Here is a 15,740-nt window from a genome sequence, read left to right on the forward strand (position 1 = left end):
GATGCACTCTATTTCTTCTGTGCGCAGCGCGGGCGGCGCGGCCGCCTATTTTGCCAAGGATGATTACTATACCGGCGAGGGCACGGCGGAGTTCAGCGCTTGGGGCGGCAGGGGGGCCGACCTGCTCGGCCTTGCAGGGGAAGTCGGGAAGCAGCCGTTTCAGGAACTGCTGCAAGGCCAATTGCCCGATGGCAGTCTCGTCAATCAGGTCGAGGGGCGCCGCATGGGCCTCGACCTCACCTTCTCGATGCCCAAATCGGCCAGCGTGCTTGCGCTGGTGGGCCGTGACACTCGTCTGCTCGAAGCCCATCGGCAGGCGGTACGTGAGACCATGCGCTGGGTCGAGAAGACCCATGCCGAGGTGCGTTCCTATGAGCGCAGCCGTAATGGCGAACCAGTACGGTCAGGCAATCTCGTCTGGGCGATGTTCGAACATGACACAAGCCGCAAGCTCGATCCCCAATCGCATATCCATGTCGTGGTGGCCGCAATCAGTCAGGCGGCCAATGGCGACTGGCGCGCCCTCTTCAACGGGGCAATCTGGAGTGCCAATGCCACCATCGGCAGCGTCTATCACGCACAGTTCCGTGAGAAGGTCGAGGCTCTGGGCTATGGCACCGAGCTTTCGGGCAAACATAGTCAGTTCGAGATCAGCGATGTGCCCAGGGAAGTCTCCCGCGCCTTCAGCCAGCGGCGCGAAGAAATCCTTGGGCGCGTAGCGGCGCTCGGCATCGCCACCCCGCAGGGACAGGATGCGGTCGTATTGGGCACGCGCGACAACAAGACCAATGTCGAGGACAAGGGCGCCCTCTATCAGGCATGGCAGGAGCGCGCCGCCGCGCTGGGATTTGATGCCAAAGCCATGGTCGAGCAGGTGGCGGCACGAGCTAGGCCTGATGTCTCGCTCAGTCAGCCTGTGCGGGATCCTGCCGTAGCAGAGGGGATTATCGAGCGGATCCGCTCGACTTTCGGCCTCTGGCTTCGTCCGGCTGATCCGCTCACCACCAACGGCTTGCGGCGCCTGACGCTAAGCCCGAGTGAAATCCGCACAGAGATGGCGGTGGCTTCGGCCATCCGCATTCTGGGGCAGCGGGAGGCCGCCTTTGGCTTGCACGAAATCACCAAGACTGCGCTCGATCTTGGGCTGGCCAATGTCACCATCCTGCGCGCGGAGAACCGGGTGCGGCAATTGCTTAAACTTGGCCATTTGGTCCCCGGCAAGAGCGAAAGGCTTGATGGGGTGGTTACGCAGGTGACCACACCGGAGCATTTGCAGCAGGAGCGCCAGTTGCTGGCCGCCATCGATATCGGGCGCGAACAGGGCCATGGGCTGTTCGATGCGGAGGTGGCCTCGCAAAAGCTGGCCTCGGTCGAACCTGCGCTTTTGCAGAACCCGGCTCCGCTGACCGATGAGCAGATGCAAGCGGCCACCCTCGCCCTCTCCTCGCCGGATCGCGTGGTTCTGGTGCAAGGCGTGGCGGGGGCAGGTAAATCGACCATGATCGACCGCATCGCCCGTGTCGCGGAGGGCGAGGGGCGCGAAGTGCTTGGGCTGGCCTTTGCCAACAAGATGGTGAACCAGCTCCGTGATGATGCCGGGATCAAGGCGCAGACGGTCTCTTCCTTTATCAATGCCCATTTGGCCAATGCAATGCGCGGGCAAGGGCCGGACTTTGAGGCATCGCGTGGAGAGCTTGCGGGCAAGTTCCTGTTGCTCGACGAAGCCTCGTTGGTCGCCAATGAAGCGATGGTCCACCTTACCACGATCGCCAATGCCTTTGCGGTCGAGAAGCTGGTGATGGTGGGCGACCGGTATCAGCTTTTGCCGATCGAGGCGGGCAAGGCTTTCGTGCTGCTGCAAAGCCATGCGCCCAGCATGGCCCATATGTCCACCAGTCTGCGGCAGCGCACTGGTGCCTTTCTTGGGCATGGACGTATCATCGATAATCAGCCAGGCCTTCTCCCCGCCCACGAGTGCATCGGCTTGGTTCCACAATGCGGTTTCCGGCGAGGCGCTGTCCCAGACGCCAGCGCCGATGAAATGGTGGAGGCGGTCATTGCTGATCTCACTGGCTCTGGCGGGCATCGGCTGAATGCTCTTGTGATCGCCCGGCCCAATCAATCCGCCGACATAGGCTGGACACGTCCGCCGCCGCGTCTTGTTGCCAAGACCCTTGAGAAATGGGTCAAGCCAAAGCTCGAGATGCGTCTGCCAATCCGCGCCTATCGCCCTTCTTCCCCTGAGGCCACTTTTATGCCTTTATTTTAGTGGTCGCGAATTCGAGGCGGATGCCGCCGGGAATGAAGACAAGGAAATGCCTCATCGACGACCCTGAGCGCATCGCTTCGGGCGCCATGTCAACAACGACTTCGGGATGGGCGCTTATCTTTTCCCATGCCTCATCCAAAGCGGCATCGTCTGGGACAGCCAGTGACAGATGATGCAGGCCGATATTGGCGCGGCGATCAAAAGCGCGGGCGGTAATCGGGTCGGCCGCGCGCCAGAGAGTGAGAAGGATTGTGCCATCAGACACGAAAATCGCGGGATAGTCCGGCCTGCCGCCGACCACATCAAAACCCAGCACGTCACAGAAGAATGCGTGTGCCTGATCGAGATCGGGAACAGTGAGGCCTACATGGTGAACACCGCAGGTCAGTTTCTCAGCCATGATCCAATTCTTCCAATTCAGCAATGCGGGCGCGCAACAGGGCAATGTCATCCAGCAGGGGCCGGTTGGCTTCGGCAATCTGCGCCTCTGTGAAGCGGGGAGTGATATGTTGGGGGCAGTTCCAGTCGAACCCGATGATGTCGATCACGAAGGCCCGCTCTACCACGGCATCGTAACCTGACGTCATCAGCGCCGCGACCGTTTCAGGATCGTCGGCGGTATGGGCATGGCCGATCAGTTTCAGCCGACGCCGGTTGGGATAATCCATCAGGAACAGGCTGACCCGGTCGTCGGCGGCCAGGTTCGCAGTCGAGAGAAACTGACGGTTGCCGCTGTAGTCGGCAAAGCCAAGGCGGTTTCCGGAAATCTGGCGCAAAAAGCCCGCCGGTCCGCCGCGATGCTGGACATAGGGCCAGCCCTCTTCGCTGAGACTGGCCAGATAGAAGCTGTCGCGCGCGGCAATGAAATCCAGTTCGCGGCTGGTGAGAATGTCCGTCTCGCCCGCGCGCGCCTCCATCCGCGCATAGGATGCCCGCGAGCCGTCGGCTTCCTGCATCGCGCGTGATCGTGGGCCGAACATAATCTTCAGGAAGTTGTGTGACATGAGATCTTCCCATTCAAGGATGTCGGCACGACCGCGCCGATCAAAATGCAGCCGCAATTTCGCACAGTGGCAAGGGCCGCCGCGACTGCACGCTTAGCGTCAGCCCTGGCGATTTATGGCATCCAGCAAGGTCGACCGGAGGCGGTGAACGATGCGCTCAAAGCTCGCCTCATCACCAAGCGCCCGCGCCAGAACGATGGCGCCCTGAATGCCGGAAACCGCCTCTTCAGCCAGAGCCAGCGCCGTTGGAACCTTACCCACTTCGAGGCAATGGGCCAACGCAGCGATCCAGCGTGCAAAATAATCCTTCACCTTGACCGCGAAGGTCTCACCCGAAGAATTCAGCCCAAGGCACCCGACCACGCATACCCGCCTTCCGGAGCGGAAATAGGCGGTAACATCGTCAAACATGGCCGTGACCGCCGCTGCGGGATCAGAAACCTGCTCCAAGGGGGAGAAGATCGCCTTGGCGAACCAGCCGTCGATATGTTCAAGAACCGCCTCCATCATCTCCTCCTTCCCGCCGGGGAAGAAGTTGTAGAGACTGCCCTTGCCAAGGTCGGTGGCCTTGGACAGGGTTGCCAAAGTCGCGCCCTCGAAGCCGTGTTCGCGAAAGGCTTCGGCCAGCGCCGGGATGGCGCTTTCGCGGTCAGTGAGGGCGCGTTTGACCTTCACAGGCCGAGGTCGCTCAGCGAGGCGTGGTCATCGGGACGGCGGCCGAGCGGCCAGTGGAACAGGCGGTCCGCGTCCTTGATCGGCATTTCGTTGATGCTTGCGTGGCGGTTTGACATCAGTCCGTCTTCAGCAAATTGCCAATTCTCGTTGCCATAGGCCCGGTACCACTGACCGGCGTCATCACGATACTCATAGGCATAGCGCACCGCAATACGGTTGCCGGTAAAGGCCCACAATTCCTTGATAAGCCGGTATTCGTGTTCCTTGTTCCACTTGCGCTCAAGGAAGGCCTGCGCCTCCTGACGGTTGGTCGCGAACTCGACCCGGTTACGCCAGCGGGTGTCGAGCGTGTAGGCCAGCGCGACCTTGGCCGCATCGCGGGTGTTCCAGCCATCTTCGGCCAAGCGGACCTTTTCAACGGCGCTATCGTGGGTGAACGGGGGCAACGGGGGACGGGACATGGGATTTCCTTTCGAGAGGTGAGGAGACTTGGCAAGCGCCGGGGCCGTAAGAGCCACAGCAGGTAGGGCAGCGATGAAGGTCCGGCGGTTCATGGAATTCCCATGCCGGGCCGCCCGTCTGTACCTATCGGTACAATGTTTTACCGATAGGTACAAGTTGTTTTTCATACAGTAAATTGACGCCTTGGCTCATTCGCCAACAACGCAGAAATATCAGTACTTTATGTGTCAGAGCCTGCGCCTTTGCACGACAGGACGCCGGAGGAAATGTGAGGCGAAGGCGGCGACTTCGGCCCTGGGTGAGTCGCAGCCAGCCTGTCAGAAGGGCTTGGTGGGAAGATACTTGCCGTCGAGCGTAATGACGCAGCGGTGGCCGCCTTCGGGGTCTTCGCGCTTTTCAAGCTTGAGTTTGAAATTGATGGCACTGATGATGCCGTCGCCGAAATCCTCGTGAACGAGAGACTTCAGGGTCGTCGCATAGACCTGAATGATCTCGTAAAAGCGATACATGGTCGGGTCGGTCGGCACGCCTTCCGGAAAGCTGCCACGAACCGGGATTGCCTGAAGCAGCGCGATCTCATCGGCGGTGAGGCCGAGCGTTTCGCCGACGGCTTCGGCGGCGCTCGCGGGCAGCGGGTGCTGGCCGAGTAGGGCGGCGGTGACGAATTCGCGCGAGAGGCCGCTGTTGGCAGCGATAGCAGTCCAGCTCAACTTCTTCTGCGCCTTGGCCTGAATCACGGCTTCGGTCAGCGCCTTGCGGGCGGTCTGGGTCACTTGCACTTGTGTCATGATTTTTCCTTTCATCTGGTTTGGTAAGGGGGCGCCCACGATGGGCGCGGAAATCCAGCGTCCTTGCTGGCAGGCCGTCAGGCGGCGAAGGCTAAGCCGGTCGCGTCCGTCTCAGGATATTCGACCAGATCCATGAACCGACCGCTCGCAGCGTCATAGGTCATGATCGAGCCTTCACCGATGTCATAGACCCACCCGTGGAGGCGAACGCGTCCCTCGGAGAGAGCCAGAGCGACGGAGGGGTGAGTGCGCAGGTTGGCAAGCTGGGCGATGACGTTTTCGCGCACCATTCCGGCAACCTTGCTGGACTTGCAGCTATGCGAATGGGCGTCGTTGATCGCCTTTGCGGCATCGGCATGGTGCAACCAGCTTGAAACGGCCGGCAGGGTGCTCAGGTCGGCGCCGCTGGCAATGGCCGTCATTGCGCCGCAATCGGAGTGACCGCATACCACGATATCCGCGACGCCCAGAACGGCGACAGCATATTCAACCGTTGCGGAAACGCCGCCGTGATGAAGACCAAACGAGGGAATAATGTTGCCCGCATTGCGGATGACGAACATGTCACCCGGTTCGCTCTGGGTGATAAATTCGGGGACAACCCGGCTGTCCGAGCAGGTCACAAAGAGCGTGCCCGGCTCCTGCTTTGTGGCGAGGTCTTGGAAGAGAGGAATGCGTTCGGGATATTCCCCTTCCCTGAACTTTTTGAACCCTTCGATCAGCCTTTGCATTGTATCGATCTCCTTGTCTTGTTGAGGCAGGTATCGACTTCCCGCCTATAATTGTCCAAGACTGGAAACCGATCAGCTCTATAAGCAGGCGTTATACAGATGCTCCTTCGTCACCTTCGTTACCTCTCGGCGGTTGTCGAACATGGCAGCTTCACGCGCGCGGCTCAGGCCCTGCACGTATCCCAACCCGCGCTGTCGCAGCAGATCCGCCAGTTGGAGGAGCAATTGGGCGTGCAACTGCTGGACCGTTCGGGAAAATCTGTGCGCGCCACGGATGCTGGCGCAACATACCTGAGCCATGTGCACCGGGCCTTTCGCGAGATTGACGCGGCAGGCCGCGCCGCGCGTGATGTCAATGATCTCAGCTCCGGCAGGTTGCGCCTCGGCTTTACCCCCAGCTTCAGCGGTTATCTGATTGCGCCGCTCGCACGGCGGTTCCGCGAGAAATATCCCGGGATCACGCTCGATCTGCTCGCCTTGTCGCAGGACGAGATTGAAGCCGCGCTTGCCGATGACAAGCTGGATTGCGCCATTGCCTTCTGGGCTTCCAGCGTCACCGGCATTGCCTTGCAACCACTGCACACCGAACGGTTATCGCTGATTGCCCGGCACGATCACGCGGTGATGGCGACCGATGTGATCGATATTGCGTGTGTCGAGAGCCAGGAGATGGTTTTGTTAAGCGAAAGCTTTGCCACACGCCAAACCATCGACAAGCATTTCAAGCAGCATGGGATCAAGCCGAAGGTTGTCATCGAAACAAGTTCGATGACAACCCTCATCGAACTTGTGAGGTCCGGTTCATTGGTGACGGTTCTTCCTGATGCCGTCGCTTTTGAAAGAGACGATCTGCGCTTTCGGCCGCTCCTCCCTGCGATCAAGGAACGCAGGGTGGTCTTACTGCAACGAGAGGGCGGCTATCGTTCCGCCGCGGCGAGGGCATTTGTTGATACGCTCGACCTGTTTGTGCAAAATCTTGGCGCGGCCTTGCTGAAATAGCTGACTGAACCGCCTCGGCTTTCCCGGAGGTCACAAATGGCGACAGGGAAGCCTGCCTTACGAGCAAGACCCGGACCCAGCGACCGGGGCGTTCAATATCTTGCCATGGCCGCCACTCGGGCTGATCTGGGGCAAGCGGTTGTGGCCAGAAATATCGCGTCACTCACCGGTGATGCGCGGGCCGCCGGAACGCCAAGGCCGATGCCGGGAAAGACATAGACATTGTTGACCTGTGTGATGCCTTCGATGGCAAAGGGGCTGCCGGTGCCGATGATGGCCCGCCCGTCGCTCGATGCCGGCACATCGGCGGGATGGGCTTTGCCATGCGAGACCGGATGGGACAGCGGAAAGACAACGGGCCGGTCACAGGCCGCGCGCCTTGCGCCAGATCTGGCTGAAACGCTGCCCCCCCCTCGCCCACCGTGGGCATATAAACCAGCGGCAGCATATGGGGCAGATCCAGCGCCTGACACAGGATCTCATTGGTGTCCTGAAGCTCGCGCAGGAAAATATAGCGATGGAAATCGTGGGGCAGCGCATCAAGCCAACGCCGCCGCCGCTCGATCTGGGCCTCCAGCGTAGCAACATGGGCCGGCAACATGCCGTGGAGGCCGAAATGATCGCGCTCCTCCTGTGCAAAGGTGGTGCTCTTGTTGGTCAGCGGATCGCTCAAAAGCGCTCTTGTCGTGCCGTAGCCATGCAATGTGATAATATCCTCCCGTCACTCAGAAGCGGAAGCTGATCCAGCCGGCGAAGAAATCCGAGCTTTTGAAACCGGCATTGGTCAACGCCAGCCCTGCGTGGAGATGCTCATAACGGCCGGTCACGGAGACGTGGGGCGAAAGAGTCCAGACGGCCTGCGCGCGGGCGGTTTCGGCGATCTTGCGCCCCGCCGCATTCTGGGTTCCGGCAAAGGCCGTGCCATTGGCGCGATAAACCGCATCATGAACCGTTTCGCGCCATGAGAACTGATATTCCAGCGATACGCGCAGGTTCGATGCGGGCTGGAAACTGACATTGGGCGCGATAGCGACCAGATTGGTCGGCGTGGCATAGAGTTGATAGCTGTAATAGATATTGTTGCCCAGGGGCGCGAGCGCGGTCGTCAGCTTGCCCGTGCCAAAGGCCCCGCCGCCGGTGGCATAATCGGCATGAAAGCCCACGCGGGGTGCCGAGTGGTTGCGCCCAAGGCGATAGGATTGCGCCATCAGCACCTGCCAGGCCGAGATCGGGCGATTGTCATAATGCCCGCCCTGATAGTTGACGGTCCAGTCAAGGTTTACCGGCCCGGCATCGCCCCACAGATGCAGGCCGTAGAATTCACGCACCTCATGGGCGGTTGTCGGCCCCCAGATCGCCGCCGTGTTGCGCAGGCGCCAGTAAAAGGGATCGAGATAGAGTTTCGATCCGCCCAGCCAGTCATTGGGAATGCGCAAGCCCCCCGAAATACCCGAAAACCGGCGCGTGTCCTTGTTCAGATCGTCGCCCGTGCCCTGTTGTCCGGGGCGGGTGGGAGTAAAATCAAACATGTCGATCCGCATATGCCGCGCCTTCGCCCAGCCCCGGAAACCGTTATAGGACAGAAAGATCGTGTTATTGTCGCGCGGCACCAGCAGCAGGTTCGGCCCGTCGGAAAAGGTCTGGCGGCCATAGCGCACGCCCAGCTTGACCCCGGCCACCTTGGCGGTGACATCGGCAAAGGACTGCTGAACAATGGCGGTATTGTCCAGATAACCCGATGGCGTACCGATATTGCGCCCCGAAATGCCCGCATGGGCCAGTTCGGCATAAACGCGGATATGCGGACCGATATGCAGGTCCGCCCCGCCCACGATGCGGGCGATATCCTGCCTTTGGGCCTGCGCATCTTTCAGGTCCGGGTTGGTAGTCTCATTCACGCGCAACCGCCATTCACCCGAAAGCGTAAGGTAAATGTCGCCCGCCGCATCGAGCGGGATGAATTTGAGATGGTCTATGATGCTCCGCCGTTTGGCCGGATCGCGCAGTTTGCTCCAATCCTCGACCCAGCGGGACTGGTTATAGCCTGCGCTGGTCACCCCGTCGCCCGCGCCATCGGCCGGATAGGCTTCGGACAGGGGCGCGGCCAGCGCCTGACTGATGCCGTCGGGCGGGCCGACCACCTGCGCATGGGCCGCAGCACTGGAAAAAAGGGCGAGCAAAAGGGCAGCGCCGCCGCCGGGGCGTCGCGGAAAACTGGTCATGGGGGGAACTCTCCGGTCAGTCGGGGCAGTCTTGGCGCCGCCCCTTTTGTCTTTTTATTCTGCGGCCTGAGGGGCCTGCGCAGGGGTGAAGGGCGCGCTGGCGGTGGCCCCGCCATTCAGGGCAAGCGCCAGCTGCGCCGTGTTCAGCTTGCCTTCCCAGCGCGAAACGACGACCGTGGCCACCGCATTGCCGATGAAATTGGTCAGGCTGCGGCATTCGCTCATAAAGCGGTCGATGCCCAGGATCAGCGCCATGCCCGCCACCGGCACGCTGGGCACGATGGACAAGGTAGCCGCCAGCGTGATGAAGCCCGCGCCCGTTACCCCCGCTGCGCCCTTAGACGAGAGCATCGCGACCGCCAGCAGCGACAATTGCTGGCCAAGGGACAGATCCACATTGCAGGCCTGCGCGATGAAGAGCGCGGCCAGCGTCATATAGATATTGGTGCCGTCCAGATTGAAGGAATAGCCCGTCGGCACGACAAGGCCGACAATCGACTTGGGGCAACCGGCCCGCTCCATCTTTTCGATCAGACTGGGCAGCGCGCTTTCGGACGAGGATGTGCCCAGCACGAGCAGCAGTTCATCCTTGAGATAGGCCACCAGCCTGAAGATCGAAAAGCCGCAGGCCCAGCCCACCAGACCCAGCACCACGATCACGAACAGCAGCGAGGTGAGATAGAACGTGGCCACCAGCCCGGCCAGATGGACCAGCGCCCCGGTGCCATATTTGCCGATAGTGAAGGCCATTGCGCCAAACGCACCCAGCGGAGCCGCCCGCATCAGGATCGCCACCACCTTGAAAATCGCCAGCGACACCTCCTCCAGCGCCGCCACAAGGCGCTCGGTGCGTTCGCCCAGCAAGGCAAGGCTGGTGCCCATCAGGATCGCCACAAACAGCGTCTGCAAAATGCTGCCCTCGGACAGGGCGCCGACGAATGTGTCCGGGATGATGGCCACCAGAAAGCCGGTGACCGTGGTTTCATGCGCCTTTTCGGCATAGCCGGCGACTTTTGCGGCATCGAGCGTGGCCGGATCGATATTCAGCCCCGCACCGGGATGGACGACATTGGCCACGATCAGCCCGACAAACAGCGCCAGCGTGGAAAAGGTCAGGAAATAGGCAAAGGCCTTGCCCGCCACCCGGCCCACCGAGGCCAGATCGCGCATGCCCGCTATCCCGGTCACGATGGTCAGAAAGATGACCGGAGCAATGATCATCTTGACCAGCTTGATGAAGGCGTCGCCAATCGGCTTCATCGCCTCGCCCCACTGGGGCTGGAAATGGCCGAGCAGCACGCCTGCGGCAATGGCAAACAGAACCTGGACATAGAGATGTCTGTACCAGGGGCGGCGCATGTCGGAGGGCGACGCGATGGCGCCTGTGGAGGCGATGTGATGCATGGCTTGGCCTTCAGTCCTTTCCTTGGGCCGTGGCGAACCTTCTGCGGGTCCGTGGCCTTGCGCCCAACTTATGGTCGGGCGAGATGCGGAAAGAAGGCACAACAAAAATGCATAATATCTATTTTTATTCAATTGTTTATATTGATATCCCGGCTTCGCGATGGGCAACTTATGACATAACCCGGCACAGCCAAAGTGCAAATATTGGCACATTGGCTGTGCCGGGCTAAAACCGCGCCATGCACCCTGCGAATCATTCCCGCCCCATGCGCTGGGCGATCATCAGCCTGATCGCGGCGGGTTTGGCAGCGGCACTGGCCCATATGCTGGTCCGTCACAGGGGCATGGCGCAGGAAATGCAAACCGCCCGCACCGACCTGGCCATGCGTAAGGCGCTGATCACCAGCGAAATCGCCCGCTTTCGCCTGCTCCCCATCGCGCTTGCCGATGATCGCGATGTGGCCGCCGCGCTTGCGGGCAACATGGCCGCCCGCGATGCGCTCAACCGCAAGCTGGAGGAACTGGTCAAGACCACCGGCGCGCCGATCATCTATGTCATCGCGCATGACGGCAAAGCCATCGCGGCCAGCAACTGGCGATCCCCCCAAAGCTTTGTCGGCACCGATTACAGCGCCCGCCGCTATGTCCGCGACGCTTTGGCCAAGGGGAGCGCCAGCCATTTCGCCATGGGCACGGTCAGCCGCCGCCCCGGCCTCTATATCGCCCAGCGCACCCCGCAGGGCGGCGTGGTCGCGATCAAGCTGGAGTTCGACGCGGTTGAAAACGCATGGGCAAGGGGCGATGACGCCACCTTTGTCACCGAACCCAACGGCATCATTCTGGTGACCAGCCAACCGCCTTGGCGCTTTGCCCTTACCCGCCCTCTCTCCCGCGCGGCGCAGGCGAATTTCGATGCTGAATCCATGCTGCCCGCCGCGCCCGCACGTTTCGCGCCGTTCCGCATGGATGAGGATGGGCCGCGCCTTGATGGCAAACGGATGGTCCTGATGAGCGACGCTCTGGCGCAGCCGGGGTGGACGATCAATCTTCTGCGCCCGGTCGAACGGGTGTCCCTTCTCGCACAAGGCGCCGCGCTGCTGACGGCGGCGATGGTGCTGGCCATGGCGGCGGTGATGTGGATGTGGCGCGAACGCGGACGGGAACGCATGGCGCGGACCCAAGAACTGGAACAGGCCGTGGCCGACCGCACGGCGGACCTGCGCCGCGAAATGGATGAGCGCGCGGCTCTGGAAGCCCGCGCGGCGGATCTGCGCGAAGGGCTGCGCCAGGCCAACCGTCTGGCCTCTCTGGGCCAGATCACCGCCAGCGTGGCGCATGAAACGGCCCAGCCCGTGGCCGCCATTCGCACCTATGCCGATACCAGCCGGATGCTGCTGGAGCGCGGCGACAACGGAACGGTCCACAAAAACCTCGCCTCGATTGCCCGGCTTGCCGACCGCATCGGCGCGGTGACATCGGAACTGCGCGGATTTTCCCGCCGCAGCGCGACCGATCTCAGCCCGGTGGCAATTGGCGAGGTCATCGAGGGCGCGCTGCTGATCCTCAAGGAACAGTTGAAGGACATTTCCATCGCCTTGCCGCATAGCACGATGGCCGCGACCTGCCGGGTCGAAGGCGGCAGGGTTCGGCTGGAGCAGGTGCTGGTCAATCTGCTGCAAAATGCGGCGCAGGCTCTTTGCGATGTGCCGTCTCCGGCCATCACGGTGGAACTGAGGCAGGCGGCCGAAGATGTCACCCTCACCATCACCGACAATGGCCCCGGCATTGCCGAAGAGGTGAAACGGCAATTGTTCACCCCCTTTGTCACCAGCCGTCCCGATGGGCTCGGCCTTGGGCTGGTCATCTCGCAGGACATCATGGCCGATGCGGGCGGGTCGCTGCGCCATGTGGACCGGCCGGGGGCAACCGGCGCCTGTTTCGCCATGACGATGAGGCGCGCGGCATGAACGAAACTCTCCCCACCCAGCCCTGTGTTGCGCTGGTGGACGATGATGACGATCTGCGCGAGGCAACGACCCAGCTGCTGTCTCTTGCCGGTTATCGCGTGATGGAATTTTCCGGCGGGGCCGAGGCCGCGCGGGCGATCGGCCCGGATTTTGAGGGCATCGTCATTTCCGATGTCCGCATGCCCGGCATGTCCGGGGTCGATCTGTTCCGCCTGTTGCAGGAACGCGACCGCGATCTTCCCGTGCTGCTGATCTCGGGCCACGCGGATGTCCAGATGGCGGTGGACGCGCTCAAGGCCGGGGCGTGGGATTTCATCGAGAAACCCTTTGCCCCCGATGCGCTGCTGGCCGCTGTCGGGCCGGCGGACAAGGCGCGCAGGCTGGTGCTGGAAAACCGCGCATTGCGGCAGGCGGCACAAAGCGCGACCAGCCATGCGATTCTGGGCGAAACACCCATGATCCGGCGGCTGCGCGACATGGTCCCCGTGCTGGGCCAGAGCGACATCGACCTTGTGATCGAGGGCCAGACCGGCACCGGCAAGGAGCTTTTTGCCCGCTGCATTCACCGCGCCAGCGCGCGTGCAAGGCATCGCTTTCTGACGGTGGATTGCGCGGTCATCCCGCCGGCCATTGTCGAAAAGGAGATGTTTGCCCACGGAGGGCTCCTCTCCACCTGCCATCGCGGCACACTGTTCCTCGACAATCTGGATCAGGCCGGCGGCGAATTGCAAAGCAGGCTGGCGCAATTTGCCGAAAAGCGGGCCATCGCGCTGGAAACGCGCCAGCCTGAAGCCGTCGACACACGCATCATGGCCAGCATGGGCGAAGGCGGGCGGGACAGGATTTCGGAAGCGCTCTATCACCGCATCGCCGGAGTGCCGCTGCGCATGCCGCCGCTGGGGGAAAGAAGGGCGGACATACCCCTGCTCTTTGCCCATTTCCTGAACCAGACGGCCGAAAGGCTGGGCCGGGCGCCCCCGCCGGTCGATGACAGCATCCATGCGTTGAGCGCAAGGGAATGGCCGGGCAATCTGCGCGAACTGGAAAATTTCGCGGAACGCTTCTGTCTGGGGCTGGAAGAGCACAGTGACAGCCCCCCGGCCAAGGGAAACGCCACATTGCCCGAACGGATCGACGCATTTGAAAGCGCGGCGATCCGGCAGGCGCTGATGGAGGCGAAAGGCGAGATTGCCCGTGCGATCGGGTTGCTGGGCATCCCGCGTAAAACTTTCTATTACCGCACCAAACGACTGGGGCTCGACCTGCGCGCAATGCGGGCGGAGATCATGAACAACAAGTGATGCAGCACACCCGGTCGGGGCCGCCTATCTTTGATAGACCAGCCTGCCGCCGAGGAAAGTCATATCCACCTTGCCCGCCAGAATGACCTCGGGCGCCGCCGTCAGCGGATCGAAGGGCAGCACGATCAGATCGGCATATTTGCCCTTTTCGATCGTGCCCTTGGTGCCCTCTTCCCATGACAGATAGGGCCCGTCGGCGGTGTAGCGGCGAATGGCCTCCTTGCGGTCGATGGCTTCCTCCGGACCATGCACCCGGCCCGAAGGCCCCTTGCGCGTGATCGCTGCGTAGAGGCCCACCATGGGGTTCACCGGCAAATTGTCGCTGCCAAAGGCCATGAACAGGCCGAACCTGTGCGCCGGGGTCACCACGGCATTGTTATGGGCGAGCCGCCAGTCATCAAGCGTCGCCTCATAGCGACCTTCGAGATTGTAGAGAAAATTGGGCTGCTGGGCGATGGCGATGGCGTGGCTTTTCATCGTCGCCATGGTGGCATCGGGCGGCATGATGGTGAAATGATCGAGAAACCAGCGATGGTCCTTGCCGGTCAGCTTCTGGCTATCAAGCACTTTGGCATAGGCATTCACGGCCTGCACGATGGCCGCATCGCCAATGGCATGCACGCCCATCTGCCACCCCAGTGCAGCCGCACTTTGGGTCAGTTCCAGAATTTCCGCATCGGTCATCCGCCCCTTGCCGCGAAAGCCGGGCTGGCCCTTGTAATCGGCGAGCAGCCATGCGGTCGGCCCGGTAAACCCGCCGTCCACGCTCATCTCGCCAATCGGGCCAAGGCGGACATGGGCATCGCCATAGCCGGTGTGGTGGCCAAAGGCCTTGAGCCTTTCGGCTCCGGGATGGTCGATATACATGGTGATGCGCGGCAGTTCGGCGCCCATCTGGGCATAGAGCGCCTGCGCGCGGCGGAACGTGAGGGTCGGGGGCGGATTGGCGATACCGCCCTTGTCGAGCGGCTCGTCATTGAAACTGCCGCTGGCGTCGAAAAAGCTGGTAATGCCCAGCGCCAATATCGACTTGAGCCAGGCGATATTGGCAGGCCGCATCTGTTCCCATGTCGGCGGCGGGATATGCCGACGGACCAGATCAAGACTTTCGCGGATGATGCCATTGGGTTCGCCGCTGGCATCATGCTCGATCAGACCAGATTTGGGATCAGGCGTGTTTCGGTCGATCCCCGCGATTTTCAGAGCCGCCGAATTGGCAACGCCCGAATGCGCGCCCGCCCGCACCAGCCACACCGGATTGTCGGGGGCGGCAGCATCGAGATCGGCGCGGGATAGATTGCGGTTCTCCACCAGATTGGCTTCCTGCCACTGCGATCCGGTAATCCACTGCCCCGGACCCAGCGCCTTGGCCTTCTCGCGCAGCATCGCCTGCACTTCGGCGACCGAATGCGCGCTGGCCACGGGAATATCGCTTGGGGCCACAGGATAGGGGTGGAGATGGGTGTCGGTAAAGCCGGGCAGAACCGTACGCCCGCCAAGGTCGATGACTTTTTTCGCCTTATAGCGTCGCAGGAGGTCCTCGCCGCCGGTGGCGACAATGCGCTCCCCCTTGATCGCGACGGCCGACCGGATCGAGAAAGCCTTGTCCACGGTCAACACCCGGCCATGGTGCAGAATAAGATCCACCGACGGTACAGGCTTGGCAAAGGCGGGCAGCGCCCATGCAGCGCTGATCAACAATGCACCGCTCAGCAAGGCATGGGATAGTGGCAGTCCGGCGCGACGATGCAGCATGACAAAGGCTCCCCCTCAATGTGACTTTGGCAAGATCCGGTTGGTCGCTTTGTCCGACCGCTTGCCGCCCGCCCCATTCTGTTTGCAGGCCCCGTCATAAGCACTTCTGCCCCACCCTCTATGGCGCAAAGCTACGTATAATCAGGCCCTGCAAGGCCGAAAA

The 15,740-nt window shown here is 61.8% G+C and carries 14 protein-coding genes and 2 pseudogenes; 5 read left to right on the top strand and 11 right to left on the bottom strand.

Annotated features, from left to right (window positions below):
- Position 1: 1 nt before the first annotated feature.
- Positions 2-1,852: pseudogene (gene mobF, locus PQ457_RS19915) on the top strand (MobF family relaxase); the annotation flags it as partial.
- 51 nt (positions 1,853-1,903) lie between these two features.
- Here mobF and PQ457_RS19920 read toward each other — a convergent pair.
- The 7 genes and pseudogenes from PQ457_RS19920 to PQ457_RS19950 all read right to left on the bottom strand — a co-directional run.
- Positions 1,904-2,227: pseudogene (locus PQ457_RS19920) on the bottom strand (transposase); the annotation flags it as partial.
- Positions 2,228-2,252: 25 nt separating this feature from the next.
- On the bottom strand, positions 2,253-2,669 hold the full coding sequence (locus PQ457_RS19925) for a VOC family protein (protein ID WP_273619547.1): 417 nt from the start codon (positions 2,667-2,669) through the stop codon (positions 2,253-2,255).
- Positions 2,662-3,273: a pyridoxamine 5'-phosphate oxidase family protein gene (locus PQ457_RS19930; RefSeq protein WP_273619548.1), complete on the bottom strand. Its 612-nt coding sequence runs from the start codon at positions 3,271-3,273 to the stop codon at positions 2,662-2,664. The genes PQ457_RS19925 and PQ457_RS19930 overlap by 8 nt, the downstream gene beginning before the upstream one ends.
- A gap of 99 nt (positions 3,274-3,372) precedes the next feature.
- Positions 3,373-3,948, bottom strand: coding sequence for a TetR/AcrR family transcriptional regulator (locus PQ457_RS19935; RefSeq protein WP_273619549.1), 576 nt, complete (start codon positions 3,946-3,948; stop codon positions 3,373-3,375).
- Positions 3,945-4,409, bottom strand: a complete 465-nt coding sequence (locus PQ457_RS19940) for a nuclear transport factor 2 family protein (protein ID WP_273619550.1) — start codon at positions 4,407-4,409, stop codon at positions 3,945-3,947. Before PQ457_RS19940 ends, PQ457_RS19935 begins: the two co-directional genes overlap by 4 nt.
- 318 nt (positions 4,410-4,727) lie before the next feature.
- Positions 4,728-5,198, bottom strand: coding sequence for a cyanase (cynS, locus tag PQ457_RS19945; RefSeq protein WP_273619551.1), 471 nt, complete (start codon positions 5,196-5,198; stop codon positions 4,728-4,730).
- Between the two features lie 77 nt (positions 5,199-5,275).
- On the bottom strand, positions 5,276-5,929 hold the full coding sequence (locus tag PQ457_RS19950) for a carbonic anhydrase (RefSeq protein WP_273619552.1): 654 nt from the start codon (positions 5,927-5,929) through the stop codon (positions 5,276-5,278).
- 99 nt (positions 5,930-6,028) lie between these two features.
- Here PQ457_RS19950 and cynR point away from each other — a divergent pair, with 99 nt between their 5' ends.
- Entirely contained in the window at positions 6,029-6,928 is a 900-nt protein-coding gene (cynR, locus tag PQ457_RS19955) for a transcriptional regulator CynR (protein WP_273619553.1), read from the top strand.
- Positions 6,929-7,020: 92 nt separating this feature from the next.
- Here cynR and PQ457_RS19960 read toward each other — a convergent pair whose 3' ends face one another.
- Positions 7,021-7,401 (bottom strand): malic enzyme-like NAD(P)-binding protein, encoded by a 381-nt coding sequence (locus PQ457_RS19960; protein WP_273619554.1) that lies wholly within the window; start codon positions 7,399-7,401, stop codon positions 7,021-7,023.
- On the opposite strand from PQ457_RS19960, the gene PQ457_RS19965 reads away from it, so the two are divergent.
- Positions 7,377-7,670 (top strand): hypothetical protein, encoded by a 294-nt coding sequence (locus PQ457_RS19965; protein WP_273619555.1) that lies wholly within the window; start codon positions 7,377-7,379, stop codon positions 7,668-7,670. The two genes, PQ457_RS19960 and PQ457_RS19965, sit on opposite strands and share 25 nt — an antisense overlap.
- On the opposite strand, the gene PQ457_RS19970 is transcribed toward PQ457_RS19965, so the two are convergent.
- Positions 7,654-9,150, bottom strand: coding sequence for an alginate export family protein (locus PQ457_RS19970; RefSeq protein WP_273619556.1), 1,497 nt, complete (start codon positions 9,148-9,150; stop codon positions 7,654-7,656). The genes PQ457_RS19965 and PQ457_RS19970 overlap by 17 nt on opposite strands.
- Before the next feature lie 54 nt (positions 9,151-9,204).
- Positions 9,205-10,554 carry a dicarboxylate/amino acid:cation symporter gene (locus tag PQ457_RS19975; RefSeq protein ID WP_273619557.1) on the bottom strand — a complete coding sequence of 450 codons (1,350 nt, stop codon included), beginning with the start codon at positions 10,552-10,554 and terminating at the stop codon, positions 9,205-9,207.
- Positions 10,555-10,793: 239 nt separating this feature from the next.
- Between PQ457_RS19975 and PQ457_RS19980 the strand changes: the two genes are divergently transcribed.
- Both PQ457_RS19980 and PQ457_RS19985 read left to right on the top strand, forming a co-directional pair.
- Positions 10,794-12,521, top strand: a complete 1,728-nt coding sequence (locus PQ457_RS19980; RefSeq protein ID WP_273619558.1) for a sensor histidine kinase — start codon at positions 10,794-10,796, stop codon at positions 12,519-12,521.
- Positions 12,518-13,822 (top strand): sigma-54-dependent transcriptional regulator, encoded by a 1,305-nt coding sequence (locus tag PQ457_RS19985; RefSeq protein WP_273619559.1) that lies wholly within the window; start codon positions 12,518-12,520, stop codon positions 13,820-13,822. Before PQ457_RS19980 ends, PQ457_RS19985 begins: the two co-directional genes overlap by 4 nt.
- Before the next feature lie 24 nt (positions 13,823-13,846).
- On the opposite strand, the gene PQ457_RS19990 is transcribed toward PQ457_RS19985, so the two are convergent.
- On the bottom strand, positions 13,847-15,577 hold the full coding sequence (locus tag PQ457_RS19990; RefSeq protein ID WP_273619560.1) for an amidohydrolase: 1,731 nt from the start codon (positions 15,575-15,577) through the stop codon (positions 13,847-13,849).
- Positions 15,578-15,740 lie beyond the last annotated feature (163 nt).

The sequence above is a fragment of the Novosphingobium humi genome (genome assembly GCF_028607105.1).
GTDB lineage: Bacteria > Pseudomonadota > Alphaproteobacteria > Sphingomonadales > Sphingomonadaceae > Novosphingobium > Novosphingobium humi.

Excerpts from the sequence above, each read along its gene's own strand:
- PQ457_RS19990 (WP_273619560.1), bottom strand. The coding sequence starts at position 15,577 with ATGCTGCATCGTCGCGCCGGACTGCCACTATCCCATGCCTTGCTGAGC.
- PQ457_RS19940 (WP_273619550.1), bottom strand. The coding sequence starts at position 4,409 with ATGTCCCGTCCCCCGTTGCCCCCGTTCACCCACGATAGCGCCGTTGAA.
- cynS (WP_273619551.1), bottom strand. The coding sequence starts at position 5,198 with ATGACACAAGTGCAAGTGACCCAGACCGCCCGCAAGGCGCTGACCGAA.
- PQ457_RS19965 (WP_273619555.1), top strand. The coding sequence starts at position 7,377 with ATGGGGCAGATCCAGCGCCTGACACAGGATCTCATTGGTGTCCTGAAG.
- PQ457_RS19985 (WP_273619559.1), top strand. The coding sequence starts at position 12,518 with ATGAACGAAACTCTCCCCACCCAGCCCTGTGTTGCGCTGGTGGACGAT.
- PQ457_RS19950 (WP_273619552.1), bottom strand. The coding sequence starts at position 5,929 with ATGCAAAGGCTGATCGAAGGGTTCAAAAAGTTCAGGGAAGGGGAATAT.
- PQ457_RS19930 (WP_273619548.1), bottom strand. The coding sequence starts at position 3,273 with ATGTCACACAACTTCCTGAAGATTATGTTCGGCCCACGATCACGCGCG.
- PQ457_RS19970 (WP_273619556.1), bottom strand. The coding sequence starts at position 9,150 with ATGACCAGTTTTCCGCGACGCCCCGGCGGCGGCGCTGCCCTTTTGCTC.
- PQ457_RS19925 (WP_273619547.1), bottom strand. The coding sequence starts at position 2,669 with ATGGCTGAGAAACTGACCTGCGGTGTTCACCATGTAGGCCTCACTGTT.
- PQ457_RS19980 (WP_273619558.1), top strand. The coding sequence starts at position 10,794 with ATGCACCCTGCGAATCATTCCCGCCCCATGCGCTGGGCGATCATCAGC.
- cynR (WP_273619553.1), top strand. The coding sequence starts at position 6,029 with ATGCTCCTTCGTCACCTTCGTTACCTCTCGGCGGTTGTCGAACATGGC.
- PQ457_RS19975 (WP_273619557.1), bottom strand. The coding sequence starts at position 10,554 with ATGCATCACATCGCCTCCACAGGCGCCATCGCGTCGCCCTCCGACATG.